14 protein-coding genes and 3 pseudogenes are annotated in these 26,208 nt (G+C 64.9%); 8 read left to right on the top strand and 9 right to left on the bottom strand.

Annotation, left to right across the window (positions count from 1 at the left end; translation table 11 throughout):
* Positions 1-30: 30 nt before the first annotated feature.
* On the bottom strand, positions 31-2,166 hold the full coding sequence (locus XnspCFBP7698_RS06245; RefSeq protein ID WP_123137310.1) for a TonB-dependent siderophore receptor: 2,136 nt from the start codon (positions 2,164-2,166) through the stop codon (positions 31-33).
* A complete protein-coding gene (locus XnspCFBP7698_RS06240; RefSeq protein WP_047695569.1) occupies positions 2,167-2,928 on the bottom strand; it encodes an aldolase/citrate lyase family protein in 762 nt (253 codons plus the stop codon). It lies immediately after the preceding gene.
* A gap of 336 nt (positions 2,929-3,264) precedes the next feature.
* On the opposite strand from XnspCFBP7698_RS06240, the pseudogene XnspCFBP7698_RS06235 reads away from it, so the two are divergent.
* From XnspCFBP7698_RS06235 to XnspCFBP7698_RS06220, 5 genes and pseudogenes are all read left to right on the top strand, one after another.
* Positions 3,265-3,842: pseudogene (locus XnspCFBP7698_RS06235) on the top strand (hypothetical protein).
* A 23-nt stretch (positions 3,843-3,865) separates the two neighbouring features.
* Positions 3,866-4,113 (top strand): annotated as a pseudogene (locus XnspCFBP7698_RS21875) (lipase); the annotation flags it as partial.
* A gap of 244 nt (positions 4,114-4,357) precedes the next feature.
* Positions 4,358-4,936, top strand: coding sequence for a hypothetical protein (locus tag XnspCFBP7698_RS06230; RefSeq protein ID WP_047695568.1), 579 nt, complete (start codon positions 4,358-4,360; stop codon positions 4,934-4,936).
* Positions 4,933-6,246, top strand: a pseudogene (locus tag XnspCFBP7698_RS06225) (lipase). Before XnspCFBP7698_RS06230 ends, XnspCFBP7698_RS06225 begins: the two are co-directional and overlap by 4 nt.
* Positions 6,247-6,275: 29 nt before the next feature.
* On the top strand, positions 6,276-6,845 hold the full coding sequence (locus XnspCFBP7698_RS06220; protein WP_123137309.1) for a relaxation protein: 570 nt from the start codon (positions 6,276-6,278) through the stop codon (positions 6,843-6,845).
* Between the two features lie 156 nt (positions 6,846-7,001).
* Here XnspCFBP7698_RS06220 and ybaL read toward each other — a convergent pair whose 3' ends face one another.
* Positions 7,002-8,699, bottom strand: a complete 1,698-nt coding sequence (ybaL, locus tag XnspCFBP7698_RS06215; protein WP_047695565.1) for a YbaL family putative K(+) efflux transporter — start codon at positions 8,697-8,699, stop codon at positions 7,002-7,004.
* Positions 8,700-9,433: 734 nt separating this feature from the next.
* Between ybaL and XnspCFBP7698_RS06210 the strand changes: the two genes are divergently transcribed.
* Positions 9,434-10,627 (top strand): cytochrome P450, encoded by a 1,194-nt coding sequence (locus XnspCFBP7698_RS06210; RefSeq protein WP_123137308.1) that lies wholly within the window; start codon positions 9,434-9,436, stop codon positions 10,625-10,627.
* Positions 10,628-10,769: 142 nt separating this feature from the next.
* Here the strand turns inward: XnspCFBP7698_RS06210 and XnspCFBP7698_RS06205 are convergent, their stop codons facing one another.
* From XnspCFBP7698_RS06205 to XnspCFBP7698_RS06190, 4 genes are all read right to left on the bottom strand, one after another.
* Entirely contained in the window at positions 10,770-13,169 is a 2,400-nt protein-coding gene (locus XnspCFBP7698_RS06205) for a TonB-dependent receptor (protein WP_104579893.1), read from the bottom strand.
* Between the two features lie 319 nt (positions 13,170-13,488).
* Positions 13,489-15,876 carry a TonB-dependent receptor gene (locus tag XnspCFBP7698_RS06200; protein WP_047695562.1) on the bottom strand — a complete coding sequence of 796 codons (2,388 nt, stop codon included), beginning with the start codon at positions 15,874-15,876 and terminating at the stop codon, positions 13,489-13,491.
* Positions 15,877-16,150: 274 nt separating this feature from the next.
* Positions 16,151-16,576: a VOC family protein gene (locus XnspCFBP7698_RS06195; protein WP_047695575.1), complete on the bottom strand. Its 426-nt coding sequence runs from the start codon at positions 16,574-16,576 to the stop codon at positions 16,151-16,153.
* A 414-nt stretch (positions 16,577-16,990) separates the two neighbouring features.
* Entirely contained in the window at positions 16,991-19,372 is a 2,382-nt protein-coding gene (locus XnspCFBP7698_RS06190) for a TonB-dependent receptor (RefSeq protein WP_123137307.1), read from the bottom strand.
* Between the two features lie 181 nt (positions 19,373-19,553).
* Here XnspCFBP7698_RS06190 and XnspCFBP7698_RS06185 point away from each other — a divergent pair, with 181 nt between their 5' ends.
* Positions 19,554-21,473 carry an ABC-F family ATP-binding cassette domain-containing protein gene (locus XnspCFBP7698_RS06185; protein ID WP_123137306.1) on the top strand — a complete coding sequence of 640 codons (1,920 nt, stop codon included), beginning with the start codon at positions 19,554-19,556 and terminating at the stop codon, positions 21,471-21,473.
* A 467-nt stretch (positions 21,474-21,940) separates the two neighbouring features.
* Here XnspCFBP7698_RS06185 and ampR read toward each other — a convergent pair whose 3' ends face one another.
* Positions 21,941-22,813 carry a LysR family transcriptional regulator AmpR gene (ampR, locus tag XnspCFBP7698_RS06180; protein WP_123137305.1) on the bottom strand — a complete coding sequence of 291 codons (873 nt, stop codon included), beginning with the start codon at positions 22,811-22,813 and terminating at the stop codon, positions 21,941-21,943.
* Positions 22,814-22,913: 100 nt separating this feature from the next.
* Here ampR and bla point away from each other — a divergent pair, with 100 nt between their 5' ends.
* A complete protein-coding gene (gene bla / locus XnspCFBP7698_RS06175) occupies positions 22,914-23,807 on the top strand; it encodes a class A beta-lactamase (RefSeq protein WP_123137304.1) in 894 nt (297 codons plus the stop codon).
* A 153-nt stretch (positions 23,808-23,960) separates the two neighbouring features.
* Here bla and XnspCFBP7698_RS06170 read toward each other — a convergent pair whose 3' ends face one another.
* Positions 23,961-26,111, bottom strand: coding sequence for a phospholipase C, phosphocholine-specific (locus XnspCFBP7698_RS06170; RefSeq protein WP_123137303.1), 2,151 nt, complete (start codon positions 26,109-26,111; stop codon positions 23,961-23,963).
* Between the last annotated feature and the right edge of the window lie 97 nt (positions 26,112-26,208).

Below are 26,208 nucleotides of genomic sequence, written 5' to 3'. Positions count from 1 at the left end.
GCGGCCCGCACCGCGCACCGGGCGCAGTCGTTAGAACGTGTACTCCAGGCCGGCAGTGACGGTGCGGCCGGGCGCGGCCTGACGGCCCCAGGGGCTGGTGTCCACGCCACGGAACCAGTACTGCCGGTCGAACAGGTTGTTGATCGCCAGCGAGGCGCTGAATTTCTGCCCATCGCGTTCGAACAAGGTATGGCTCACCTGCGTGTTCCACACCATGTACGCCGGCAGCTGGCCCACCGAGGCGATGGCGTTTTCCTGCACGGTGTTGGCGGCATCGCTGAAGGCCTTGCTGAAGTAGTACCCCGACAGCGCGACAGTGGTATGACCGAGCGCGTAGGTGCCGCCCCAGGTGATCTGATTGCGCGAGGTAAACGGCACGCGCAAGCCACGGAATGTTCCCGATTCCTGGCTGGCATCCAGATACGCATAGCCGGCGTTGAGGGTGAGCGCGCGCAGGTTCTCCGGGCTCCATTGCAGTTCCACCTCGCCCCCTTGGTGGCGGGTCTTGCCCAGATTGCGGAACACGCGGGTGGTGTTGTCCAGCTGGATCTGCTGATCGAAGTCGATCAGGTAGGCGCCGACCTGGATACGGGTGCGGTCGTTGGGCTGATAGCGCGTACCGGCTTCGTAATTCCACGCCAGCTCGGCATCGAGATTGTTGCCGAAGATGATCTGGGTGACCTGTGGCGCGCGCATGGAACGTTGCCCGTCCGCATACAGGAACCACTGTTCATTGGCCTGGAAACCCACCGTCAGCCCCGGCAGCACGTCGCGAGTCTGGTTGAGCGTGCTCACGCCGGTGGCGCGGTTGAAATAGCGCGAATCCAGGCGCTCGTAGCGCAGGCCGGGCGTGATGGTCAGGCGCTCGTCCGGCAAGGTGATGGCATTGCTGACATACGCCGCGAGCGCGCGGTCTTCGAACTGCCAGTCGCGCACCGTGGTGAACAGGCCATCGCGCAGCCGCAGGTTGCCGACCAGGAAATCGATGTCCTCACGCACCGCGCGCACGCCGGCGGTCCATTGCTGCCGCACGCCGCCGGCACTGCCCATGCTCCAGCTCAGGCGCGGCTCGCTGCCCACCACGCGGAAGTCGCGCGGTGCGGTCTGGCGCAGTTGCGGCGGCAGGTCCGACCGCCAGGTTTCGGTGGCGGCCTGGCGCATGCCGACGATGAAGTTGCGGCTGCTGCGCGCGCTGAAGTTGGTCCAGTCCAGGCGCACGTCCTGCAGCGGGCCCCAGTCGCCCAGCAGTTGCTCATAGCTCAACGACGCGCGCGTGGTGCGGCCGTTGAAGGTGTCCAGCGGGCGCGTGGCCTGGCGCGTGTCGCGGCGATAATCGGCCGGGCTCAGGGCACCGGCCAGATCCATGTCCACCAGGTAGCGCTGCACGCTGGCCTTGAGCGACTTGGTGTCGTCCAGCCACCACTCCGCACGCACGCGCAGATTGCTGATGTCGGTGTCGCTATGCGCGCGCCAATAATCGCCGTAGGTGCGATTGGCATCGACCTGCATGCCGAAATTGTCGCTGAGGTAACCGCCGCTGCTGAGCGCGCTGTCCTGCAGGAACTGGCCCTGGCCGCCGGCGGTGACCTTGTGCGCCAGCGTGGTGCTCCACTCGCTGGGGATCTCCTTGCTGACCAGATTGATCACCCCGCCCACGTTGTTCGGCCCGTATTGCACCGCCGCGCCGCCGCGCACGATGTCGATGCGGTCGATCTGATTCAGCCCCACCGGAAACAGCGACAGGCTGGTTTGCCCGTACGGCGCCAGTGCCAGCGGGATGCCGTCTTCCAGCACCTGCACGCGGCCGCTGCGGCTTTCGTACAGGCCGCGCAGCATGAGCTGCGGCAATGCGCCGGTGCCGGTTTCGTCGAAGATCTTGATGCCAGGCACGCGCTGCAGGGCATCGTCGAGCGACCGGTTGCCGCCATTGCGCAGCTGCTCGCGGTCGATCACCTGGCGGCTGCCCGCGTAGCGTTGCACGTCGTCGGGTCTGGAGCGGCCGAGCAGGCTGCCCTGCACCTGGATCGCGTCCAGCGCACGGATCGGCGTCTCGCCATCGAGCCCGGCGGCATCGGGCGTATCGGTGGCGAACGCAGACGGCGACACGCTCAAGGTGAGCGCGGCCATGACGGCAGTGGTCAGGGTGTGGAAACGGAACGTCGACATCTACGGCGTGCTCCTGCAGGCGGGTAGGGAGGCGGGCGCGTCGAACGTGGCCAGATGGCCGCGCAACGCGCGCTGGATCAGGGCGCGGTCTTCGCCGGCCAGCAGCCAGCGCAGATCCGGTTGTTGCAGCCAGTGCGCGCGTTGCGCGTCGGTGCGTGGATTGGGGCAGAACGGCACGCCGGCCGCGCGGCAGTGCGCCTGCAGTTGCAGCAGCAACTCCCACACCTGCGCATGGGTGGGTTGCGGACCCAGGCCCAGATCCAGTGCCAGATCCAGCGCACCTTCCATCACCAGCGCCACGCCGGGCACGGCAAGAATGTCGGGCAATGCGGCCACGCCAGCAGCGCTTTCGATCATCGGCACAATGCGGATGTCGCGGTTGGCCTGCGCGATATAGGTCGGCAGGTCGGTGTTGCCGAAGCCGGTGACGCGACCGCCGGTGATGCCGCGCCGGCCCAGCGGCGGAAAGCGCGCGGCGGCGACCGCGCACGCCATCTGCTGCGCCGATTCGGCGCGTGGCACCACGATGCCGCGCGCACCGGCGTCCAGCACGCGGCCGATCAGTTTTTCGTCCACCTCCGGCACCCGCACCCAGGCTTCGCAGCCGGACAGCTCACACGCGCGGATGGCATGTTCCAGTTGCTCCGGCGCACGCAGCACGTGCTCCAGATCGAGCACCACGAATCCACAACCGATGCGGCCCAGCAGCTCGCACAGCTGCACGCTGGGCAACGCATTGAGAAGGCCGACTGCATACGCCATGGTAGAGGCCGCCAGGGAAACGGGCGCTCATCCTGCGCTTGATGGGAATGATTATCAAGTGTGTCTTTCGGTCTTTTTGGGTAACCAGGAGAGGTGGCTTGACTCGTTGGACTGAATTTGGAGATAGGCATCGATACCGCCGGAGCTATGCCGCCCGATTCGATTAGCAGCACTGGCGTTGCGCCAGGAAAAATATTGTTGCTGTCCAGGAAAGGACGTAGCTTTGTAGAAACAGGGCGTTTATCGGCCAACTACACGATGTATCCCACTTCAGTCGCGCTGCTATGCATTTCCCTCGCGACTTTACTGTGCGCCTGCGGAGCAGAGGAGGCCGCCATGCAATCCAAGGACGTGCAGGCTCGCGACGCTGACGGCGATCCGATCTATCGAAAGAACCCGTATCCAAAGCAGGCCTATCGGGTCACCATGACCATCGAGAATGCGCCAGGACCGTTTGGGTCAATGTCAGGTACAGCCTTTTATGACATGACAAATCGCGGTGAACGTGCGCCGTTCGATCCCGCTTTGGGCATGTCGACAAAACCGAAATAAAACGGAATTTCGATAGTTTTTCAAAGAGTAGACAACGGGGCGTACGTTGCGATCGTTTATTCGGATGGAATGTTGGGTGCGGTTTATTATGGAAAAGGGATTTGTCATTGGGATTTTGGCGGGGTAAGCGTTTCGCTCAAGGCGACCGGTGCACGGGGTGAGGCAAACTTCATGCTACGTCTGGATAAGAAGGATTTTTTTGCTTTTGAACCAATGGCTGTTTTTTTGATCTGGTGGGTATCGTAAGGAAGATGTGGCGGACTACCCGGATACAGTGCTTCCTAGTGTTTGAAGCGTTTAAGAAAGAACTGCGCGACAATCTCTTCAAGGTCACCCTGCAATCTTTAAAGGAATCGCCATGAGTTTTAAAAGTCAGTAATAGGCGGTGCTTGCTCGCGATGTTTGCGATGGGCCGCGCGAGACTGGAGAAAGAAGCCAGATTATCGATATTGGTGGGGTTCCTTGCCAACGGCTAATGTATGTGGGCCATCCATCTGGTATCAAGGTATCATTTACCAGAGAAAGGATACCCGCAAAATAGTCGTCGCCCACCGCAGCACCGAGCCTGATCGATAGCTTTTCAAGGATGGAGCTTGCGCTGATGGCAGCATGGTGGTGAAGCGGCATAATCCCTAGGTCGACGATGCAATCGAGCTGATCCAACGGTCAATCCACCGGCGGAGCTTCAGGCAGAGCGCGATGGGCCAGCGGCTGAATCGCGTCCCTGACGAATCTTGTTGAGGCGACTATAAAAACGGCGTAGGCTCTGCTATCAAGCATTTATTGGCCAAATCCAATCGTGTATCGCGCCTCCACCACACTGCTATGCATCTCCCTGGCCGCATTGCTGTGCGCTTGCGGAGCAAAGGAGACCACCATGCAATCCAAGGACATGCAGGCCCGCGACGCTGACGGCGATCCGATCTATCGAAAGAATCCGCGCCCTACGCAAGCCTATCGAATCACCATGACCATCGAGAATGCGCCAGGACCGTTCGATTTCGTAGATGGCGCGGCTTTTTATCAGATGACTAACCATACGCTGTGCACCCCGATTGAGCCGATTGCCGGCGTTTGGTCAAAGCAAAAAGAAGATAGTATTCCTGCAGTTTTCAAGAAAATCGATACCACGACCTATGTTGCGACGATTTTTGCAGACGGCATGATTGACGCGGATTATTATGGAAAGGGCGTGTGTCATTGGGAATTGATGGGTGTCGGCATTTCTTTAAAGGCGAATGGCAAGAAAGAGGAGACGAACTTTTCGCCTAGTCTGGAAAAAGATCAGATTCTAAGTTCAGGCAAAAAGACGACTTATTTTTGGAAGGGTGGCTACCCGCGAGATGAGTTGGAAGACTTTCCAGATACTGGTGAGGGCGATCCTGCTAAATTCAAGGATGAGTTGCGTGGAGAATTGTTTAAGGTGACATTATCCGCCAGGAAGGAGGTGCCGTGACTCTAACTGACCGAGATTATGCAGCGCTGGCAAATGATTCTTATAATCGGCCTGATATGGTTGGATTAAAGAGTCCCGTTATTTCAATTGGAGAGGGTCGATATCAGCGCCTCGAGTATATGGATCGCCCTTCGGGATATCAGGGGGTCGTCTATCGGAGCGTGGATACTAGGGAGGTAATCGTTGCACATCGCGGTACCGAGCCTGATAGACAGCTTTTGAAAGATGGCGCTTATGCTGATGGCAGCATGGTGGTGAAGCGTCATAATCCCCAGGTCGACGACGCCATCGAGCTGACACAACGGGCGATCGAGCTGGCAGAGCGTCTAGCGAAGCGCGATGGGCATAAGCCCGAAGTCACTGTCACCGGGCATTCCCTTGGCGGCGGACTGACTCAGGTCACGGCGCACCATTTCGGGTTGAAAGGACAGACATTCAACGCCTACGGAGCGACGAGCCTGGATCGGCGAATTCCCGAGGGTGGTAACGAGGTAATCAATCACGTAATGGCCGGCGATGCGGTCAGCGCCGCCAGCCGGCATTACGGGCGCGTGGAGATCTACGCTACGCCGCAAGAGATCGCCACGCTGAAGAGAGCTGATTACGCCAACGACAAAGAAGTGCTGGATGCGCGCCTTCCGTTATTAGCGGCAGCCAAGCTGGGCGATTCGCACGTTATGCATAACTTTCTCCCCGTTGATGCCGATGGCAAGCCGGATCGTTCCGTATTGGAAGATCCCGCAGCACGTCAGCTCGCGCAGCAGTACGCGCCAATGATCGAGAAGTATCGCGGCGACGTCGAAACGCTGCGGGCGGGCTTGACGTTGTATTCGCGTGGAATCCCTGGCCTTGTTCGTGATGGCGTCGACCAGCTGCGCGGTCCAGCGGAGTCGGGCGCCGGGCGTCGGGAAATGGATGCGCCCAGCTGGCAGCAGCAGATGCAACAATTTCAGCAAGACCGCGAGCGCAGCCATGCGCCACAGACCTGGTAGGTCCCGCTCAAGCAGGATATGCAGGAGGTGCGCGCGGCGTCGCCGACACACGGCGGCAAGCCGTCCTCCCTGCAGGACGACCCCGGCGCATTCCTCGACCGCATGTTGGCCGCCGCACAGAACGGCGACTGTGATCAGTTCCGTCAGATGACTCAGACCCTGGCCAACGAACCGCCCGGCCGCGGCTTGCGCGCCGAGGCGGTCGAGGCGGTAAACCAGCAGGAACAACAGGCGGCCCAGCAGGCGATGCAGGCACAGCGGCAACAGGCCGAGTCGCAACAGCAGGAAACCATGCGCGTCGGTGCGCGCAGCCTGTAATCGTCATCACCAGCAAGGCAGGACGCACGATGAGCACACACGACCCGATGGAGCTGGCCAGCAAGACCGCTGCCTTGATGGAACAGTTCGAGCGCCGATGTGCCGAATTGGAGCAACTGCAACGCCGTCTTGCGCAGCAGTTGGAGCAGGTAGCGCAGTCGCTGCCAAACGTAGTGACGCGTTCGGCCGAACAAACGCTACAACGCGTGCCCGACACGTTGATTCGAAGCATCCAGCAGGGGTTGGGCCAACCTGTCGCCGGGTTCGAAAAGCGGCTACAGCAAGCGGGCGGTTTGATCGGCGAAGGCGCGCAGTCGCTGTCTGATCAACTCAAGCGTATCGAACGCGGGCAGCGCCTGCTGCTCTGGAAAGGCGCGGCAGTTGTCCTGGGGAGTTTGCTGCTGTTGCTGGTAGGCGGCGGATGGTTACTGAGCCAGTATCGCCAGGAGATCCGCGACAACCAGTTGCGTGCCGAGTTGCTGCGCGCCTACAACGCCGCCGACGTAGTGCTATGCGGCGACCGGTTATGCGCCAATGTGGAGACCAAAGGCGCCGCTTACGGTGACCGTCGTCAGTATCGACCGGTCAAAGCCCGCTGATGTCGGCGTCGACTGCGGTCTTGCCTATCGCCTTGCAAGGCGTCGCGCAAACGCTCTGGGCAAGTAGCTGCAACATACTCCATCGCCGATGCATTGCTTCATGCGCATCAATTGGTCTGGCGATGAGCTAGACGCTACCGAAACAAGCCGCCGGCGTCACGACGCCGGCACATTCAACGCCCGATACGGCGGGGTGGACATCACCATCTCGGCCAGCGAATAGGCCAGTTCGCGCTCGGCCAGTACTGCGCCGTCGGCGCCGTGTTCGAGCAGATGCTTGACCTCGGTGTCGCTGTGCGCGCGCGCCAGCAGGGTCAGCGAAGGGTTGATCACGCGCAGCTTGGCCAGCGCTTCGCCGGCTTCCAGTGGCTGCGGGATGGCCAGGATCGCGATCTTGGCGTGCTCGGGGCGGGCCTCGGCCAGCACCCGATCCGCTGCCGCGCTGCCCCGGATGCCCGGAATTCCCGCTGCATGCGCCTTGGCCACGTGGTCGCCGTTGTCGTCGATCACCAGCACCGGCACGCCGCGGCTGCGTAGCAGCTGCGCCAGCGCGCTGCCGACGCGGCCGTAGCCGATCACGATGGCATGGCCGTCGGCCGGCAACGGCGGGCCAGGCGGCAGCTCCGGTTGCGCCGTGGCCGGTGCGTCCTGCGCCTGCTTGGCCTGCCAACGGTCCAGCCATGAGAACAGGAACGGGTTGGCCACGATCGACAGCAGCGCGCCGGCCAGGATCAGATCGCGCCCGGTTTCCGGCAGGATCGCCAGCTGCACACCGAGCCCGGCCAGGATGAAAGAAAACTCGCCGATCTGCGCCAGGCTGGTGGAAATGGTCAGCGCGGTGCCGGTCGGGTGGCCGAAGGCGCGCACGATCAGGAATGCCGCCAGCGACTTGCCCACGGTGATGGTCAGGAACGTGGCCAGCACCTGCCAGGGGTGGGCGATGAGGATCATCGGGTCGAACAACATGCCCACCGACACGAAGAACAGCACCGCAAATGCGTCGCGCAACGGCAGCGAGTCGCTGGCGGCCTTATGGCTGAGTTCGGATTCCTTGAGCAGCATGCCGGCAAAGAACGCGCCCAGTGCAAACGACACGCCGAACAGCGTGGCCGACACGAACGCCACGCCCAGCGCGATGCCGAGCACGGCCAGGGTGAACAGTTCGCGCGAGCCGGTGGCCGCGACCTTTTCCAGCGACCACGGAATCACCCGGCGGCCGATCACCAGCATCGCCGCGACGAACGCCACCATCTTGAGCAGGGTCAACCCGAGCGCGGCCAGCAGCGAAGTGGACTGGCCGTCGTGCGCCGCCGACGGCGCGCCGGTACCGAGCACATCCGCCAGTGCCGGCAACAACACCAGCGCCAGCACCATGACCAGGTCTTCGACGATCAGCCAACCCACCGCGATGCGGCCACGCTGGGTGTCCAGCAAGCGGCGTTCTTCCAGTGCGCGCAACAGCACCACGGTGCTGGCCACCGAGAGCGCCAGGCCGAACACCAGGCCGTGGATCAGCGGCCAGCCCATGCTCCAGGCCAGCGCCCAGCCGAGCAGCGTAGCCACCACGATCTGCGCCAATGCACCGGGCACCGCGATCCACTTCACTTCCATCAAATCTTCGAGCGAGAAGTGCAGCCCCACTCCGAACATCAGCAACATCACGCCCAGCTCGGACAGCTGGTTGGCCATGGTCTGATCGGCCACGAAGCCCGGCGTAAACGGCCCGACGCACACGCCCGCCAACAGGTAGCCGACCAGCGGCGAGAGCTTCACCTTCTGCGCGAGCGTGCCAAGGATGAAGGCGACCGCGAGGCCGACGGCGATGATGTCGATGAGGCTGGTGTCGTGATGCATTCCAATCCGTTGTGAGAGTGTCCGGGAGAACGAGGCGGGCAGGCCAGCCAACGGCACTGCGCCGGGCGTCGCCTGCGGGCATTGCATGGTCATGGCTGAGATCGGCGCGAGGGGAACAGGACCGCGTTTCTGGTCCGGTTGGCCGGACGCCCATAGTACACAGCGCATGATTAACGCGATGCGACATGCGGCGCAGGCAGGCAATGCGGCTGCCTGCGCCGCGCAGCGTGCGCAGGGTGCGCAGGGTGGCAACGCACCGGTGGGCATCAGGGCAGTGGCAACTTTTTCGCCACGCCGCGGACCCTTGCCAGCTACATGACTTGTGACGCAAGCCGGTGCGCGTGGCGCAGCGCGGCATGACCTGGCGAGTTGCGGATGCGCAGGGGACACGTCCGTGCACAGGGTGCGGTTGCGCACACTGTGCTGCATGAGCACTGCGCTGGATGTAACAGTGCGCTTTACGGTGGCGGCCGGTTGCCCACACGCGCCCAACGCGCGCGTCGTCGCCTGCGGCCGCAACGTGCTGCAACCGCGTATTCGGTCCACGCGCTCGATCACGCAACTGCATCGCTGCAGCACATCGATTCAAGTTTGACGACAAGGCTTCGCGCCCGGGCATGGCGCATGCGCGACGGCGGCCGACAATCCGGGCGTTGCGGCGCACACGCCTCGCGTCTTCCCCACGTCCACACCTTGCCGCCGCGCCCGGCGACCAGGCCCCACGAGCCCAGGCCATGCACCTTCGCGATCTCGCTACCCCACAGTTTCGCCAGGACCCTTATCCCACCTATGCGCGCCTGCGCGACGAGGGGCCGCTGGTGGAAGTGGCCGAGCGCCGGCTGATGAGCGGGCGTTACAGCGTGGTCGACAGCCTGCTCAGCGACCGACGCGTGGGCCGCGATTATCTGGAGAGCATTCGCCTGCGCTACGGCAACGATGCGCCGCAGATGCCGTTGTTCCAGGGAATGAGCCGCATGTTCCTGCTGGTCAATCCGCCGGCGCATACGCGCCTGCGCGGCCTGATGACCCAGGCCTTCAGCGCGCGGCAGATCGAGTCCATGCGCCAGGTGGCCAGCGACACCGCCGCCGCACTGATCGCCAGCTTCCAGGCCAACGGCCAGTGCGATGTGCTGCAGGAGTTCGCATTCCCGCTACCGGTGCGCATCATCTGCCGCATGCTGGATATCGATGCGGCCGACGCCACCACGGTGGGGCATGCCACCAGCGCGCTGGCCAAGGTGTTCGACCCGATGATGACGCCCGATGAGCTGCAGGCCACCAGTGCGGCGTACCTGCAGTTGGAGCGTTATTTCCAGGACGTGATCGAGCAGCGCCGGAGCGCCGACGGCGATGACCTGATTTCGCGCTTCATCCGCGCAGAGGAGGACGGCTGCCGCTTGAGCAACGACGAGATCGTCTCCAACGTGATCCTGCTGTTCTTCGCCGGCCACGAAACCACCTCCAACATGATCTGCAATGCGCTGGTGGCCCTGCATCGGCATCCGGACCAATTGGCATTGCTCAAGCAGAACCCCGCCCTGATGCCCAATGCGGTGCTCGAATGCCTGCGCTACGACAGCTCGGTGCAGATGGCCACACGCACGGTGCTGCAGGAGTTCGAAGTCGATGGCGTGACCCTGCACGAGGGCGCCATGGTGTATCTGATGCTGGGTGCGGCCAATCACGATCCCGTGCAGTTCACCGACCCGCATCTGCTGGACATCCGCCGGCAACAGGGCCGTGCCTTGTCGTTCGGTGGCGGCATTCACCACTGCCTGGGCAACCGGCTGGCCTTGATCGAACTGGAAGCCGCGCTTGCGGCATTGCTGGAACATCTGCCGGCGTTGCGCCTGGATCAGCTCGACACGCTGACCTGGAACGACCGCTCCAACCTGCGGGGCGTGGACGCCTTGCTCGCGTCCTGGTGATGCCATGGCAAGGCATGGCTGCTCGTAGCGCGTAGGCCGATGCAGGCGTCGACGCGAACAAACAGGCATCACCGCCGACCGGTGATGCCTGCACCCTTGCGCCGACCGACGTGTCGGTCAGCGCAGGCGACTCGCTCGCCGATCAGAACCGGTAGGTCACCCGGCCATACCAGTAACGGCCATTGAAGCCGAACGGCGACAGCGACGAATACTGCAGGCCGCCGGCGCGGTCGTCGTAGGCGGTGGTCAGCTGCGCCTTGGTGGGGTACTGGTTGGTGAGGTTGTCCGCGCCCACGGTGAAGGTGAAGGCGTTCCAGGTCTGGCTGGCGGCCAGATTCAGCAGCCAGCGTGCGTCGTAGGTCTGGTCCTGGCTGCCATCGGCCGGGTCGCTGATGCGCTTGATCGCGCCGTAGCGGGTGGCATTGAAGTTCAGCGCAAACCCGCCGATCGACCAATCCGCGGCGGCCATGTACTTGGTGCGCGGCGTGGCATCGGTGAGCAGGCCCTGGCTGGCGCGCCCGAAGTTCGGGTTGGACAGCTCCAGGATGGTGGTCTTGTTGTAGTTGGCGCTGGCACTGAGATTGAGCTTGCCGTAGCTGCCCAGGTCGGCCTGGTAGCTGTTGATCCAGTCCACGCCGCGGGTGCGGCTGGTGGCGCCGTTGACGAAGAACTGCACCGCCGCCACCTGGCCGATCGGCTGCGCCAGCTGCAGCTGGTCCGAATACAGGATCTGGTCCCAGATGCGGATCTGGTAGACGTCCAGGCTGGAAGTGAAGTCCGCGGTGGGCTGCCACACGCCACCCAGGCTGTAGTTGGAGGATTTTTCCGGGCTCAGCGGGCGTGCGCCCAGCGCCACCGCAACCGGATCGGAGGTGCGGTAGGTGCCCACCTGCACCAGCTCGCCGTCCTGGATCAGGGTCACCACCGAGGCGTAGTTCTGCTGTGCCAGCGACGGCGCGCGGAAGCCGTTTGAGACGGTGGCGCGCAACGCAAACGTATCGGTGAAGGCATAGCGCGCCGACAGCTTGCCCGAGCGGGTGGAGCCGGCATCGCTGTACTTCTCGTAGCGCCCGGCGATGCCGCCGGAGAGCTTGTCGGTCAGATCCGCTTCCAGGTTGGCGTAGACCGCATTGCTGTGGCGGCCGAAGCGGCCGGCCACCGACGGCTCCAGGCCGGAGAACACCTGCGCGCCACCGGGGTAGGGCGCGCCGGTGTCGGGATTGATGGTGTTGGGGTCGAAGAAATACGAATCCGGCGAGCCGGCGGTGATCTCGTAGCGGTCCTGGCGATGCTCGGCGCCGAAGGCGACATTGACCGGATAGGCCAGGCCCCAGTCGAAGGACTTGTTGATGTCCAGATTGACCACGCCCTGCTCGGTCTCGAAACCGCCGGAATTGAAGCGGGTCGGCGAGCTGCCGGTGGTCCAGTACAGGTTGGTGTTGATGCTGTCGAGGATATTGAAGCTCATGTCGTTCTTGCCGTACGTGGCCGACACGTCCCAGTTCCACTCGCTGGCGGTGGTGCCCTTCAGGCCCAGTACCGCGGAGCGGTCGTTGACCGGGTTGTAGATCTGCGGCAGGAACCCGTTCGGATACACCGCCTGCACGTTGCGGCTGGTGTTGTCGAAGGCGCGGTAGTAGCCGTTGGAAGTGACTTCGCGCCGGCTCGCGCTGACATGGCCGTACAGCTCCACGTTCGGCGAGAACGCGTAGCCGAAGGCGGCCAGCCCCTGGTAGAACGTCGAATCCGGATCGCCGTGGCGCTGGTAGGGCACGCCGCCGGGGTTGGCCGCACCGGCGATGGTGGTGGCGCGGTTGGTGTTCTCGCTGCGGTTGGTGTCCATGGTGTTCTGGTAGTTCCAGGACAGCCGCACCCAGCCCGGTGCGCTATCGCCACCGGTGCCGCCGAACGGTAGGCCGATCGAGCCGTCGATACCGTTCTGCGCGCCATCGCCCTTGTCCATCAGGCCGCCGTTGATCGACACGCTGTTGCTGCCCGCATCGGCCCCGTGCTTGAGCACGATGTTGACCACGCCGGCGATGGCATCGGAGCCGTACTGCGCCGAGGCGCCGTCGCGCAGCACTTCGATGCGTGCAATCGCCGACATCGGCAGCGAGTTCAGATCCGCCGGTGCCGAGCCGCGACCCACGTACGGGTTGTAGTTGATCAGCGAAGAGGTGTGATAGCGCTTGCCGTCCACCAGCACCAGCACCGCGTCGGGCGAGAGCCCGCGCAGCGTGGCCGGGCGGGCGGCGTCGTTACCGTCGGAAATCGCCGGGCGCGGGAAGTTCAGCGAGGGCAGCAATTTGCCCAGCGCGGTAGCGATGTCGGTGGCACCGGTGGCCTGCAGCGATTGCTCGGTGATGATGTCGATCGGCGATTCGGATTCGGCCACGGTGCGGTCGCTGACGCGCGTGCCGGTGACGATCAGGGTGTCCAGGGTTTTCTGCGGTTCGGTCGATTGCGACTGCGCACTGGCAGCGAACGAACAGACCGTGAGTGCGACTGAAATCGCCAGCGAAAGTGCGTTGGAGGTGTGCATGGGAATCAAGGCTCAAAGGGGATGATGGAAACAGCGGTGACGCGTGTGATGCAGGGGGGATGCAGCGGAGTGCGCAGGCTGGCCTGCCTGCAAGCGGCGCGTTGCAGTGGCGCAGACGGAAGCAGCGGAGGTGATCTGCAACGCCGGTGTGACGCGGCAGGCATCCTTGCCGGGCGCATCCGTGCGGGACATGGCGATCCATCTGCGGTGTGACGCAATGGCCGGCACGTGCATGGCGCACGCGCGACGGCGTTGGCAACGCATGGTCCTGCGTGGCCGTGCAAGGCAGGCGCCAGTCGCTACCGACCGGCGCAGCCCATTACCACTTGTAGTTCACGTTGGCGTAGACCAGCGCACCGTTGAAGCCGAACGGCGAGGCGCTGCTGTAGGGCAGGTAGGTGCGCGTGCCCAGGCCCGCTTCCTGGCGGTCCGGATATTCGTTGAGCACGTTGTCGCCACCGACGGTGAAGTTCCACGCGCCCAGCTTGTAGGACGCGGCCAGGTCCAGCGTCCACTTGGCCGCATAGGTCTGGTCGCTGCCGGCGTTGGTGCCGAAGGTGCTGAACTCGCCCCAGCGCGTGGCGGTGCCGGTGAACGACCAGTTGCCCGGCGACCACGTGCCGCCCAGGAAGAACTTGTCGCGCGGCGTGCCTTCGGTGATGCGGCCCAGTTCTGCGCGGCCGATGCGCACCGCTCCCGGGTCGATGGCTTCCAGTGCAGCCGGGTTGGCGGCGATGCGCTCGACTTCGGTCTTGTTGTAGTTGTAGCCGGTGGTCAGCTCCGCGCTGCCGCCATCCAGGGCCCAGCGGTAGGTGCCCACCGCATCCACGCCCTGGGTCTTGGTGTCCACCGCATTGGTGAAGTAACGTCCGCCACCGATGCCCGGGAAGCCGTTGGCCTGCAAATAGTTGCGCGCAGCGGTGGAGGTGAGATTCTCCGACAGCACGATGCGGTCATCGATATCGATGCGATAGGCATCGACGGTGATGTACAGGTTGTCCACCGGCTGCAGCACCACGCCCAGGCCGTAGTTCTTGGATTCCTCGGCCTTGAGCGGCTCGGCGCCCAGTGCGATTGCGGCCGGGTTGTCGGTGCGGAAGGTGCCGATCTCGAACGGAATCGCCGTCACGCTGCCATTGGGCTGGGCCACGTTGAGGAACTGCGTGGCGATCGACTGGAAGTTCTGCTGCTGCAGCGACGGGGCACGGAAGCCGGTGGACGCAGTGGCGCGCAGCGCCACCTTGTCGGTGAACGCGTAACGCAGCGACAGCTTGCCGGTGGCGGTGTCGCCGAAGTCGCTGTACTTCTCGTAGCGCCCGGCCAGGCCGGCCGACAGCTTTTCGGTGAGGTCCGCTTCCAGGTCCACGTACGCCGAGTGGCTGTTGCGGTTGTAGTAACCGGCATCGGAGAGCTTGAAGCCCGGGAACACCTGCGCGCCCGGAATCAACGCCCCGTTCGCGGAGGGAATCCCGCCATTGGCCGATGACGCCGCATCGCCGGGCGACTGGTTGAACTTCTCGCCGCGCCATTCCGCACCGAATGCCAGCGTGACCGGGTAGGCCAGGCCCCAATCGAGCGTCTTGGTGAAGTCGGCGTTGAGCACGTTCTGCGTCACTTCCAGCGTACCGGCGTGGAAGTCGGTAGGGCTGGCCAAGCCCAAGCTGTTGTTCAAGCTGTTGCGCACATCGAAGGTGAGATTGTTCTGGCCGTAGTTGTAGCTCAGATCGATGTTCAAACCGCCCTCGGTGGAGGTCTTCAAGCCGCCCACCCACGACACGTCCTTGCTGACGTTGTAGATCTGCGGCAGGAAGCCGTCCGGATAGATTTCCGGGCGGTTGCGGTTGTCGCCGGCAAAGCGGAAGTAGCCGTTTGACAGCACTTCGCGGCGGCTCACCATGCCGAACGAGTAGAAGGTCAGGTAATCGGTGGGGCTGTATTGGCCGTTGAACGAGATGGCGCCCTGGTCGATCTCGGGATCGCCGTAGCGCTGCTCCACGCGGCCGCCGAACGGCAGCGCGCGGTTGGTCTGGTCCGAATGCCCGGCCTGCGCGGCCAGGTGCACCTTGCCGGTGCCGGCGAAGCTGAAGCCGGCGTCGCCGGAGAGCTGATACTGCTCGCCGTCGCCCGCGCTGTACTTGCCATAGCGGCCATTGACGCTGCCGCCTTCGCCGCTGCCCTTGAGCACGACATTGATCACGCCGGCAATCGCGTCCGACCCGTATTGCGCCGACGCGCCATCGCGCAGCACTTCGATGCGCTCCACCGCCGCGATCGGAATGGTGTTGAGGTCGGCCGGCGAAGAGCCGCGCCCCTGGGTGTCGTTGAGGTTGATCAGCGCAGTGCTGTGATAGCGCTTGCCGTTGACCAGCACCAGGACCTGATCCGGCGACAGGCCGCGCAGCTGTGCAGGACGCACTGCGTCAGAACCGTCGGAGATGGCCGGGCGCGGGAAATTCAGCGAGGGGATCGCGCGTGACAGCGCGGTTGCCAACTCGGTGGTGCCGGTCGATTCCAGTGCCTGTGGCGAGATGATGTCGATCGGCGATGCCGATTCGGCCACGGTGCGGTCGGCCACACGGGTGCCTGTCACGATCAGCGTGTCGAGGGTTTTCTGCGCAGGAGCCTGTGACTGCGCGGCTGCGGTTGAAGCGGAAAACGACAAGGCGACAACGACAGCGACTGCGAGTGGACTGGACTTGCAATTCATGCGGTGACAACTCCGAGTGGGGAACGGATGCAGCGCAGTGGGCCCCCTCCCAGGCCGCGTCCGTGGCGGCAGCTGCGGTGCGTTCCCAACCATTAACCACGTGTAACCGCATGTCAAATTTTGGTTACGTTGCGCGTGCAACCGTCATCGGAAATATGCGTATGAAAACGGTGCCAGCTTGCACCACGGTGATGCATCACTTGCACCGAACCTACTGCCCCGCGGGTTTGCTTGCACCATCATGGACATCGATAACAGATATGAAAGTTCTGCATCAGAACGTGATTTGCACCATCTCGGCACTGCGTTGCGCAGGCCCATGGAAGACCGCTTCGATGTTGTTGCCATCGGGATCGAGCGCAAACGCCGCGTAATAGTTCGGGTGATAGGGGCGCACGCCGGGCGCACCGTTGTCGCGGCCGCCGTGGGCGAGTGCGGCCTGATGGAAGGCGTGCACCATGGCGATGTCGCGGGCCTGGAAGGCCAGATGGTGGCGGCCGGTCAGGACGCCTTGCGCGACGGTGTGCCGGTCGGAAACGAACAGTTCGTCGGCCCAGAAGAACCCATCGCCCTCGCCGCCGATCGGGACGCCGAGCGCATCGAGCACGGCCTGATAGAAACGTCGGCTTGCCGGCAGGTCCTGCACCACCAGATGCAGGTGATCGATCAAGCGACCGCGACACACGTTCGATGCGTCCATCTGCATGCTCCGGCAATGACAGGAACACCGCTCATAGCACGGCGCAGGCGCAGGCGCCGTCATCGTTCCGGCTGGTATGCGGACGGGGCGGGGCGGACGGCGCGGCAAGGTGCCACGTGCTAACGGAAGCGCCGTGTGCACGTCTACTCGTGCGATGCAGCCCTCAGCCGGCGCCTGTAGCCGCTGACGCGTGTGTCGCAATCGCCTGAACGCACACGCCCCGGACAGGGCCGGGGCGTGTGGTCGAACGACAACAGCGAAGCGGCAGCGCTGACACCAGCAAAATGCGTCAGTCTGCCCGCATCGCAAGGCGTGGCTGGCGTTGCCAGATCCGCTGCGCCACGCGCCGTGCAGGGTCCGTCGTTGCCGCACCTCGCGACAGCAGCGGCGCTTGCCGCTGCCTGTGCGCATCGCTTACCAACGGTAGTTGATGCGCCCGTACACGTACGCACCGTTGAAGCCGAACGGCGACAGGTTGCTGTACGGAAACTGCCCGCTGGTGGAGTTGGCGAAGTTGTTCTCGTCCGGGTATTCGTCCAGCAGGTTGTCCGCGCCCAACGTCAGCGTCCAGCGGTCGACCTTGTAGCTGGCCGAGGCATCCAGCACCCACTTGGCACCGAAGGTCTGGTCGTTGATCGCCGCAGCCGGGCGGGTGCTGTATTTGCCATAGCGCGTCGCGCCCAGCGCCAGCGTCCAGTGCTCGGAGTTCCAGCTGCCGTTGATCAGGAACTTGTCGCGCGGGAAGCCTTCTTCGATACGGCCACGCTCGGTGCGGTCGATACGCTCCAGGCTCAATCCGTTGGCCGACAACGCCGCCGGGTTGGCCGCCACGCTGCGCACCTCGGTTTCCGAGTAGTTGTAACCGGCGGTCAGGTCCACGCTGCTGGCTGCAAGCTGCCAGCGATAGCTGCCCACCACATCCACGCCACGCGTGCGCGTATCCACCGCGTTGGTGAAGTAACGCCCGCCGTTGATGCCGAAGATGCCCTGCGCTTCCAGCAGGCTGCGCACGCCGGCACCGGTGAGGTTGGACGACAGCACGATGCGGTCGTCCACATCGATCTGGTACGCATCCACGGTGAGGTAGAGCGCATCGGTGGGCTGCAGCACCAGGCCCAGGCTGTAGGACAGCGAGGTCTCGGCATCCAGCGGTTCGGCACCGAAGGCGCGCGCCACGTTGCTGTCGGCCGGGAAGGTGCGGATCTCGAACGGATTCGGGTTGCCGGCCAGGAACGTGGTGCTGGTGGACTGGAAATACTGCTGCGCCAGCGACGGTGCACGGAAGCCGGAGGCCACCGTGCCGCGCAGTGCAATCTTGTCGGTAAACGCATAGCGCGCCGACGCCTTGCCCGAGGCCTGGCTGCCGAAATCGCTGTAGTCCTCATAACGCCCGGCAAGCCCGGCGGAGAACTTGTCGGTGAAGTCGGCTTCGATGTCGGCGTACAACGCGTAGCTGTCGCGCGAATACTGCCCGGACACGCTGGGTGCGAATCCGCCAAAGCCCTGCGCGCCGCCGGCCAACGTGCCCGCCTGGAAATACGAGCCCACTTCACCCGGCGACTGGTTCCACTTCTCGTTGCGGTATTCCGCACCGAAGGCCACCGTCACCGGATAGGCCAGGCCCCAGTCGAAGCCGCGCTTGATGTCCAGGTTGACGATGTTCTGCGTGGTCTCCAACGCGCCGTCGTAGAACGAGGTGGGCGAGGTCGGCCCCAGGCTCACGTTGAGCGTGTTGCGGGTGTGGAAATCGATGCGGTTGTAGCCATAGTTGTAGCTGGCGTCCCAATCCCATCCGCTGGCGGTGGAGCCGCGCACGCCGGCCACCAGCGAGCGGTCCTTGGCGTAGCTCTGGATCTCCGGCAAAAAGCCCTGCGGATAGATCGACAACAGGTTCTGCGAACTGCCCGGCGCGCGAAAGAACGCGAACGAGGTGATGTCACGGTTGCTGGCGGTGGCAAATGCATAGCCGGTGATGCTGTCGCTGAACTGGTACTCGGTGTTGAGCGAGGCGGCCTGGGCATTGACGTCCGGGTCGCCGATCTTGAACGCCTTCTGGCCCACGGCCGGCTGCGAGACGCTGGGCGCGCCGGCATAGCCGCGCGCACGGTCGGTGGGATCCTGCTGGTTGAGCTGGGCCGCCACATGCAGCCAGCCGCGGTCGCCGCCGTAGGCCACGCCGGTGTCGCCGGAGAGCTCGTAGTTGTTGCCGTCGCCGGCCGAATACTGGCCGAAACCGGCCTGCAGGCTGCCGCCCTTTTCCGCGCCCTTGAGCACGATGTTGACCACACCGGCGATGGCGTCGGAGCCGTACTGCGCCGAAGCGCCGTCGCGCAGCACTTCCACCCGCGCGATCGCCGCCACCGGGATGGTGTTCAGATCCACCGCCGCGGCGCCGCGGCCGATGGTGCCATTGAGGTTGAGCAGCGAGGAGGTGTGGCGGCGCTTGCCGTTGACCAGCACCAGCACCTGGTCCGGCGACAGGCCGCGCAGCTGCGCCGGCCGGATCGCGCTGGTGCCGTCGCTCAGCGCCGGGCGCGGGAAGTTCAGCGAGGGCAGGGCACGCGCCAGCGCGGTGGCCAGTTCCGGGGTGCCGGTGGCCTGCAGCGACTCGGCGCTGATGATGTCGATCGGCGACTGCGATTCGGCCACGGTGCGGTCGGACACGCGGGTGCCGGTGACGATCACCGTGTCCAGGGTGTTGGCGGTTGCCGGGGCGGCGGCGTCCTGCGCCAGGGCCGGCGCGGCAAGCAGTGCAGCGACCACGGCGGTCGCAAGCGAGGAAAGGGGGATGGTCATGACAACTCCGAAAACTGTGGGGCCGTGTGCGGCCGCTAAAGGCTAGGCAGGGGGTGGTCGCGAGCGGGCGAAGACGACGGCGGCCTACCTGAAGGCGCTAATTATTCGTTAACGCTAGAATGGCGTCGCAGGAATGCTGCTCATCTGCTCATTCCTTTTCGTTCTATCGGACTGTCCATCAATGATTTCCCTGCGCAACTTCTCCATGCGACGCGGCGAGCGTCTGCTGTTGTCCAACGTCGACCTGACCATGCATGCCGGCTACCGCGTCGGCGTGGTGGGCCGGAACGGCACCGGTAAGTCGAGCCTGTTCGCCGCGGTGAAGGGCGAGCTGGAGGCCGACAAGGGCGACGTGGACCTGCCCGGCAAGGTGCGCACCGCCAGCGTTTCGCAGGAAACCCCGTCGCTGCCCGACCCGGCGCTGTCGTTCGTGCTTGGCGGCGATATCGAGGTGTCCGCGGTGCTGCAGGAAGAGGCCGACGCGACCGCGCGCGAGGACTGGGAAGCGGTGGCCAACGCGCACCAGAAGATGGCCGAGCTTGGCGCGTACGACGCCGAGGCGCGCGCCGGCAAACTGCTGCACGGCCTGGGCTTCCCGGCCGATACGCACCACCGCGCGGTGTCGTCGTTCTCCGGCGGCTGGCGCGTGCGGCTGAATCTGGCGCGTGCGCTGATGATGCCCAGCGACCTGCTGCTGCTCGACGAACCCACTAACCACCTGGACATGGACGCGGTGCTGTGGCTGGAGCAATGGCTGCTCAAGTATCCGGGCACCTTGTTGCTGATTTCGCATGACCGCGAGTTCCTCGACAACGTCGCCACCCACACCCTGCACCTGCACGGCGGCACCGCCAAGCTGTATGTCGGCGGCTACACTGATTTCGAACGCCAGCGCATCGAACACCTGCGCCAGCAGCAGATCGCCCACGACAAGGAACAGGCAGAACGCGCGCATCTGCAGAGCTTCATCGACCGCTTCAAGGCGCAGGCCAGCAAGGCCACCCAGGCGCAGAGCCGCATGAAGCGTTTGGCCAAGATGGCCGGTACCGAAGCGGTGCGCGCCGAGCGCGAGTTCCGCATCCAGTTCGCGCAGCCCAATCGGCTGCCGTTTTCGTTGATCCGCTTGAATCATGTACAGGCCGGCTATCCGGCTCCGACCTCCCTTCCCCCGCGTGCGGGGGAAGGGGCCCGACGGGCGGATGGGGGCGACGCTGCCACGGTCATCCTGCACGACGTCGGCTTCGGCCTGGAGGCGGGCGACCGCATCGGGTTGCTGGGGCCCAATGGCGCGGGTAAGTCGACGCTGGTCAAGACGTTGGTGGGCGAGTTGGCGCCGTTGGCGGGAGAGCGCAGCGCGCATCCGGACCTGCGTATCGGTTACTTCGCCCAGCACACGGTGGAGTCGCTGCATGAAGGCCAGTCGCCGATGGACCACTTCCGCGACCTGTCGCCGGATGGTTCCAACCAGGCGTTCCGCGATTTCCTGGGTAAATGGAATTTCGCCGGCGACCGCGCGTTCGAGGTGGTGGATGGTTTCTCCGGCGGCGAGCGCGCGCGTCTGGCGCTGGCGCTGATCGCCTGGCAGCAGCCCAACGTGCTGTTGCTGGACGAACCGACCAACCACTTGGACCTGGAAATGCGCGAGGCGCTGGCAGAAGCGTTGAGCGACTTCGAAGGCGCCATCGTGATGGTCTCGCACGACCGCCATCTGATCGGCCTGGTCTGCGACAGTTTCTGGCGCGTGGCCGATGGCGTGGTCGAGCCATTCGCCGGCGATCTGGACGAATACGCCGCATGGCTGCGTAGCCGCCCGGCGGCGCAGGGCACCAAGCAGAAGATGGCCGAAGCGGCACCGACCCCGCCACCGCCGACCAAGCCGTTGCCGCCGAAGAAGGCCGTCAACCCGCATAAGCTGGCCAGCGCCGAAAAGCGCGTCGGCGAGCTGGAGGCAGCGCTGGCCGCGCTGGATCGTGAGCTTGCCAACCCGGGCAACTATGCCGACAGCGACAAGATGGCGGTGCTGGGGCGCGACCGCGAAACAACCGCCCAGCAGCTGGCCGCCGCCGAAGCGGCGTGGATGGAGCTGATCGACGGCGCGTAAGGCGGGACGAGATGATGCTGCTGCATGTTGATCGTGCTGATCGATCGCGCTTGCCGTAGGTGGTTTTCAGCGGTGCACGGCTTTGATGTTCTGCATCATGCGTCGACGGAGCAGTGTCTGGACCGAGCATGTGCCGCTCATCGGGTGTGCCATTAGCTCAGGTGGGTAGGCAGTCGCAGCAGAATGCGTTGCGTTGCGTTGCGTTGCGCTTCGCGCCCGCACCCTCATCCGGCGCTACGCGCCACCTTGTCCCCCATAAAGGAGGACAATGTCCCGGCGGGAGAAGGGGGCAAGCCGCAGCTCTGGTGATGAAAAGTCCCTCTCCCTGCGGGAGAGGGGGTGGGGTGAGGGTACGGCGGAAGACAGCCATCTTGATAGAGGCGCCAGATAAGGTGCGGCCCAGACATCGCATGCGGGCAAGGCTGTGTTGCGCATACGCACGCAGTCAACACACCACGCATCCAACGTCACCCCAGCCTTTGCTCCACCAGCAACCACGCAAGCAACCTCCTCCCCGCCTCACTCTCAGGCCGCGAACGTAGCCGCGTCAGCCAGTAGCGTCCCGCATCGATCGTGATCGGGAACGGGCAGACCAGGCGCCCGGCATCCAGGTCCTGGCGAAACATCGGCAATGGCAACAACGCCACACCGGCGCCGGCCGCCGCGGCGCTGGCCAGCGTCAACGACGAATCGAACATGGCCCCACGCGCGGGCACGCTCGCCGCTCCCGCGGCACGAAACCACTGCGGCCACTCATCCAGCCGATACGAGCGCAGTAACGGCGCCCGCGCCAGATCGGCCGGCGTGTGCAGGCCGCGCGCCATGCTGGGCGCGCATACCGGCGCAAACGGTGTCTCCATCAGCGCATGCGCGATCTGGCCCTGCCAGTCGCCATCGCCGAAACGGATCGCCAGATCCAGCCCTTCGCCGGCCAGATCGACCCGGTTGTTGTGGGTAGACAGGCGCAATTCGATATCCGGATGCGCGGCATGAAAGGTCGGCAATCGCGGCAGCAGCCAGCCGGTGGCGAAGGTGCCTACCACGCCCACGCTGAGCACCTCGCGATAGCGCCCATCGGCGAAGCGCTCCAGGGTGGCGGCGATGCGGTCGAAGGCCTCGCCCAGCACCGGCGCCAGCGCCGCGCCCTCGTCGGTCAGCGCCACCCCGCGTGGCAGGCGGTGGAACAGGCTGGTGCCCAGCTGTTGCTCCAGCGCCTTGATCTGGTGGCTGAGCGCGGCTTGGCTTACGCACAGCTCGTTCGCCGCGCGGGTCAGGTTTTGATGGCGTGCGGCGGCTTCGAACGCGCGCAGGGCATTGAGCGGGAGGCGGGGGCGGGGCATCGGGAGAGATTAGTTCAATTCATGCCTGGGATCGAAACATCGCGATGGTCGGCATGCGCCATGCGCATCGATACTGCGGGCTCCTCAAGGAGGTAGACGCATGTTGAATCGGCGAGAGTTCTTGTACGCAACCGGCGCGGGCATGCTGTTTGCGGCCTCCAGACCCGCACTGGCGCTCAGTCCGGCGGTGAATGTGGACGACATGCTGCGGGCACAGTGGGCGGACATCGAACGTGGCACCGGTGGTCGCCTGGACATCAGCCTGCTCGGCAGCGCCCCCGGCTGGCGCCTCGGGCAGCGCGAGAACGAGCGCTTTCCGATGTGCAGTACCTTCAAATTTGTATTGGCTGCGGCGGTGCTGCGGCGGGTGGATGAGGGCAAGCTCACGCTGGCGCAACCGGTCAAGATTCGTGCCTCGGACATGCTTGAGCATGCGCCGGTCACCAAGCGGCATGTCGGCGGCACGCTGAGTGTCGGCGAACTGTGCCGGGCCACGATGATCCACAGCGATAACCCGGCCGGCAACCTGTTGTTCCCGCTGGTCGGCGACCCGGCCGGATTGACCGCTTTCCTGCGCAGCATCGGCGATGCCAAGACCCGCAGCGACCGCTACGAGCCGGAGATGAACGGGTTCGCCCCCGGCGAGCCGCGCGACACCACCACGCCTGCTGCGATGGCGTCCACGCTGCGCACGCTACTGCTTGGCGATGCGCTGCAGCCTGCCTCGCGCAAGCAGCTGACCGACTGGATGATCGACAACCGCACCGGCGACGATTGCCTGCGCGCGGGGCTCACGGCCGACTGGAAGATTGGCGACAAGACCGGTAGCAACGGCACCGATACCCGCAACGACATCGCCATCCTCTGGCCGCCGAAGGGCCAGCCGCCGCTGCTGCTGACGACATACTTGAACGGAGCCAAGGTCGACGCTGCTGCACGCGATGCGGCGCTGAAGGCAGTCGCGGTCGCGGTGCGGGAATGGTTTGCAAGGTGAGCCTGCCGAAGCGACACGTGGCGATAGCGGCGCATGTCGATTCGGCAGGCACAATCGCGGCGAGGGAGGTTGCGACGTTCCTCCACGCAGCAGCGGTGATGCGGAGCGATGGTTGCCGCTGGCCAGCGGCAACATTCAACCTGGCACGGCCACTCAGCCCAGCGCATCGATCGCGACAGGTCTTTCCTGTTGCAACCGCGCCGGTCCACCCATGGCGGGATCGCTGACGCTGTCGGCGCCGGTTTCGATGCGACCTGCCAGGCGCTGGGCCGCGCCGTCGTGGCGCACCCACAGGTCGTACCAGCCGCCGGTTGCTGCCGCTTTCCAACGGCGTTGCTCGGTCGCGCCGGGCGCAATGCTGAGGCGCTCGTGCGGCTGCGCGGCTGCATAGGCGCCTGGTTGTAGCTCCACCTGCACGGCAGCGCTGCCGCCATTGCGCAGCGATAGCAACACGGATGTGGCGTCGTCCGGATCTTGGCTGATCTCGGTCATCAGCAACGGGGTGCTCAGGTCGCCGCGATAGTGGCGATGGAATCCGTTGGGGCCGATCAGCCACAGATCGTAGCGGCCATCGTAGGTGCTCCAGTCGCCTTCCAGGATGGCGCCGGTGCCCACCGTGTAGCGGCGCGGCACCGCCGCCAGGTCGTAGCGGTCGTAGACCTGCAGTACCACCGTTGCACCGCTGTTGCCCATGCGTAGCCGCACCTCGCCGCGCTCTTGTGCATGCGCCAGTTGCACGCTCGGGCGATACGGTACGGCGCGCGAGCGGCGCAGGCCGAATGGCTGCGCGGGCGGCTGCAAGGTGGCCGGGAGTGGTGGCAGCGTGTGCTCGCGCAGGGCCGCTGCACGCGCTGCGGCATCGCCCACATCGGGCAGCGCCGCGGCGAACGGGCGTGCATCGGCGCTGCGGAAATCGAACGCGTTGGTCAGATCGCCACACACCGCACGCCGCCACGGCGTGATCTCCGCTGCGGGCACGCCGAAGCGGCGTTCCAGCAAACGCAGCACCGAGGTGTGGTCGTACACCTGCGAGTCCACCCAGCCACCACGGCTCCATGGCGAGATCACATACATCGGCACACGCGGCCCCAGCCCGTATGGGCGGCCGCGTAGCTCGGGCAGATCCACCTTCTGCTCGCCCGGTGCCGGGTGGCGGTGGTAGTCGTCGTCGGTGGCGATGCTGGATGCGCCGGCAAATCCACCGGCGGCACGCGGATCCAGCGACGGCGGTGCGGGCGGCGGCATATGGTCGAAAAAGCCGTCGTTCTCATCGAACATCAGCAGCAAGGCCGTGCGGCTCCATACCGCCGGATCGGCGGTGAGCGCATCCAGCACGCCTGCGGTGTAGGCCGCGCCCTGGGCGGGGCTGGACGGATCGGGGTGCTCGCTGCCGGCCGCATCGGCGATGACAAAGCTCACCGACGGCAGCCGGCCGCCCAACACGTCTGCGCGTAGCTGCTGCACACCACGCGTGCTGATGCCACGTGCACGCAACTGCGCGTCGTGACCAGGGGCATTGCGGTACGCCTGCCGGAACGCGTCGAAGCCGGCCAGCGGGTTGTCGGTGAAGTTGTCGGCCATGTCCTGGTAGATCTGCCAGGACACACCCGCGCGCTGCAGCTGTTCAACATAGGTGGCCCAGCGATACGGCTCGGCAAAGCCGCCCAGTTCCGGAAAGTTGTCGTGCGAATTCCCGATCACCGGGCCGCCTGCGCGCGCCTGCGGATCGTTGCCGCCGGTCCACAGGAACACGCGGTTGGAATTGGTGCCGGTCTGGATCGAAGCGTGGTACGCATCGCAAATGGTGAAGGCATCGGCAAGCGCGTACTGGAAGGGAATATCCGCGCGCCCGTAATAGCCCAGCGCATGGTCGTGCTTGGCGGCGGCCCAATGTCCGAGCCGGCCATGGTCCCAGGCCTGGTGTGCATCCGGCCAGCTGTGCGGTGTGCCCTTGACGCGCATGAAGCCGAACTGCGCGGCGGTGTCCAGTGCAAACGGCGTCAGCCATTGCTTGCCGTCCTCGCTGGGCTGCAGCCACACCGTCCGCGCTAGAGCGCCTGGCAACGGCGGCGCCGGAATCGGAAAGCGGTCGCCGAACCCGCGCACGCCGGGCAGGGCACCGAAGTAGTGATCGAACGCGCGGTTTTCCTGCATCAGGATCACCACGTGCTGCAGGTCGTTGAGCGTGCCGCTGCGACGGTCCGGTGCAATGGCAGCGGCCCGCGCGATGCTGGGAGGCAGCAGCGCGGCGGCGGCGCCGGCAAGCCCGGTCTGCAGAACGCGGCGGCGGGGAAGATCGATCATCGTGTCACCTGATTGGCTGAAACCTCACGAGTCCCTTCCAACGCCTGCGGGGGAAGGTGCCCGAAGGGCGGATGGGGGCATGGTCGGCATAAGCAGC

The organism is Xanthomonas sp. CFBP 7698, assembly GCF_003600855.1.
GTDB classification, from domain to species: Bacteria; Pseudomonadota; Gammaproteobacteria; order Xanthomonadales; family Xanthomonadaceae; genus Xanthomonas; species Xanthomonas cannabis.
The sequence above is the reverse complement of the archived record's forward strand: the minus strand, read 5'-3'. Positions and strand labels throughout refer to the sequence as shown.